The organism is Robinsoniella sp. (assembly GCF_034124845.1).
In genome coordinates this window covers 1-3,357 of sequence record NZ_JAWYAJ010000596.1, presented here as the reverse complement: position 1 = coordinate 3,357, position 3,357 = coordinate 1, and the positions used below count along the sequence as shown (strand labels likewise).

Genomic DNA, 3,357 nt, shown 5'->3' with positions numbered 1-3,357 from the left:
ACATCTGCTTTGGTAAGAGTACCCTTTAACAGTCCGGCAAGCCCTTCCCGCAGTGCTCCCGGAGCATTATTCAGGGTGGGAAATACCGCATAGCGGCCCTGAGTCAATGCCGGTATCAGCGCTTCTATTTCAGGAACATCCGGCGGTGTGGCATCAATCAGGCTGGAATACATTGCACCTGTGTCTGCCGACAACATTTTCTGACCTTCTACCGTTGATATGTAGTTCATAAGCTCCATAACCCGTTCATATTTATCCTTGTTTTCCTCTTCCGCCAGATGCTTGTTCAGTCCAATATAACAGACCATATAGAGACGTGCCCAGTCATTATTGCTTCCAGGATTAAAATACGGCATCAGAGCAAATTCATCCTTCGTTCCTGTCTGACCATATCCCATTTTTGCCATAAGGGATGAGTCCTCTACCATAGCGCATTGACGGGTAAAAAGCATTTTCTCCCGTTCCGAATAATCGATCTCTAAATCCGAGGCCTTCCAGACCCCGGCATCAGCCATCTGCTGAAATACATCCAGTGCTCCGTCAAACTGGTCTCCAAAACTGCCAATTCCCTGATTATAATGATCCATCCATTCCAGATCTTGAGGGCGGCTAAAGTAATTGCCAAAATTGTAGCCTGTAAAAGCCGTATCCAGTACTTCCTGATTTTGAAAACCCAGTTGTATGGAACGAATACCGCTGGCTTCTATGGTACTGCACAATTCCAGAAAGCCTTCGTAGTCCTCTGGAACCTCCCAGCCTTTTTCCTGAAACAGGGTTTTATTATATATAATGCCTCTTACCTGCGCCGGTCCGGGCAGATAGTAAAGCTTTCCGTCTGCAGAAATATCATTTAACATGGAGGTATTGTAACGGCTGGAGAACTCCATGCCGGAGAGATCAAGGAGGCGTTCACTCCAATACTCCCTGCCAACATCCAGAGGCCAGGTTATGACAATATCCGGAAGATCGTCATGTTCCAATCGTGCTGCATATTCCTCAATCCCCATATTCCTCGTATAATTCCCTACCTGTACCAGATCAATATCAGGAAACTGTTTCTCTACCGCTTTTTCAAATTCATTTATAGTAAAGGCATACTTCACCAGTACCGTAATCTGAGTCTTTTCTTTGGCTGATGCCTTTTGGGTCAGGACATCTTCATCGTTGTTTGAATCACTGCCGGAGCATCCTGTTAAACAAAGTAAAAGTGTAGTGATATAGACCGCAGTCAACACTGGCTTCTGCAATTTTTTTAAACGTTCAAGCACAACCATCCGTCCCCCCTCTTATCCTTTTCTATTCTCTGCTGCCAAACATTCAAACGCAGGGATATCCATTGGTTTTGCGTAAACATATCCTTGAATATAGTCACAGCCTGCGCGTTTCAGCATATCTACCTGCTCCCGCTCTTCCACACCTTCGGCAACGGTTTCCATGGAAAGGGCTTTTGCCATACTTATAATATTGGTTACCACTGCTTCTGTCCTGCTTAAATCCACTCCCTCTCCATGAAAGAATATTTTATCCAGCTTGAGAACATCTACCGGTATTGTCTGGATCAGGTTCAGTGACGAATAGCCGCTGCCAAAGTCATCCATCGAGCATTCAAAGCCTGCCGCCTTGATATTCCGGATAATACTGATAAGCCGCGCGCTGTTTTCCAGCACCATACTTTCGGTTACTTCAATTTCAATCAGTGATTTATCCAATTGAAACTCCTCCGCAATACGGACGTATTCTGTAAGAAAATTCTTATCTTTAAAGTGAAGGCGGGAACAGTTTACGGATATTCTGTGAGGTGTAATTCCCTGATCAATCCATTTGCGCAATGTACGGCAGACTGTTTCAAACACATACAAATCCAGTTGGATAATAAAGCCGTTTTTTTCAAACAGCGGAATAAACTCATCCGGGAAAATCATACCTTCACTGGTACTCTTCCAACGTACAAGCGCCTCAGCACCTCCAATGCGTTCCTCCGGTAAACGGTACTTAGGCTGCAAAAATACCACAAACTCCCCGTTATTAAGTGCTGCTTCCATCCTGTCTTCCAGTTGCTTTTCACGGAGCAGCTGACGCCGCACCTCATCATCATAAAAGGCACACCGCAGCTTACTGTCAACAGTACGGGGTGTTTCGCGTAAAGCAAGTTTCGCCCTGTCAATCATCTGCGGAAATGTCAGGGTACTGTTATCAATCACATAAATGCCAAATTCCATAATAGGGAGACTCCATGCTACATTCATATCCGTAACAATCTGTTCTGCCTGATCATGCCACTTTTTAAATTTATCCAATAATTCTGTTTCATCAAAAAATTGTATTAATATGCAAAAATTATCAGCGGACTGCCTGCCGATACATTCCGACTCGGATATCTTTGTATTCATATATTCGCTGAAAAACCGCAGCATAGCATCACAGTTAATGCGTCCCAGCTCATCATTCAGCACTTTAAATTTTACAATGTTGGTATATACCAGCGCATAACGCAAATTATGGTTGGAGGTGAGCAATTCCTCTGCAATCTCGTAAAAACGCTGTATCGTATGCCCGCCGGTTACTTCATCCACATAAGCAATCTGTTCCAGCTTACGCTTATGGTTGTTAAAAATATAGACCAGTGCTGCTGCCAGTCCTGCAAAGGTAACAGCAATCAATCCGCAAATCACCAGGGTAGACTTCAGCAATAAATCAGATTTTTCGTTAACAACTTCAACCGGCACAAAGGACAGCAGATACCAGTTATCCGGCGCAACAGGGGTATAGACCATATAAGTCTCCCTGCCGTCTAAATTAAACCGTACCTGTCCGGATGCATTTACCGCCATTTCCTCCATTACATCCGACAGTTTCGTTTCCCCAATAATTAATCCTTCCATAGTAGAAAATATATTGTATCCGCTCTTGAAAGCATAAGGAGAGGAAGATCGTACTACTACCGCACCTTTCAAAGTTACTATCTGAGAATAAGCCTGATCGTTAAAGGAAGACATTGACAGTACCTGATCAAAGGAGGAGGGCGCATAACTTACAGCCAGCGCAACCATCGTTTTATCGTCAATATTCATGTTGTCCAGGGGTACGGAAAACAATATGTACTCTTTATTCTGGATAAGCTGAGTGGTGGACATAGAGTCCTTTCCGCTGAGCAGATCCTTACGAACTAATTTATCAAGTGTTAAAAAAGTCTGTAAATTGCTCAGATCATAGGCAATACCATTCTGATCTATAAGAAAGATACTTTCAAAACCCAGACCTTCCTTCTGCTTCTGGAGCATTTTCTTTGCTTCTTCTAATTTATCAATTCCAGAGTATTCCAATGAAGCCGCCATTGTATGAAGCACATCGTAATTA

General features: G+C 43.5%; 2 protein-coding genes. Both read right to left on the bottom strand.

The window, feature by feature from the left end:
* Window positions 1-1,274, bottom strand: a 1,274-nt coding sequence (locus ACH2DQ_RS29280) for an ABC transporter substrate-binding protein (protein WP_395028831.1), incomplete at its 3' end; no start/stop codon positions are given.
* 12 nt (window positions 1,275-1,286) lie between these two features.
* Window positions 1,287-3,357: EAL domain-containing protein (locus tag ACH2DQ_RS29275; RefSeq protein WP_395028830.1), on the bottom strand; the 2,071-nt coding region annotated here is incomplete at its 5' end.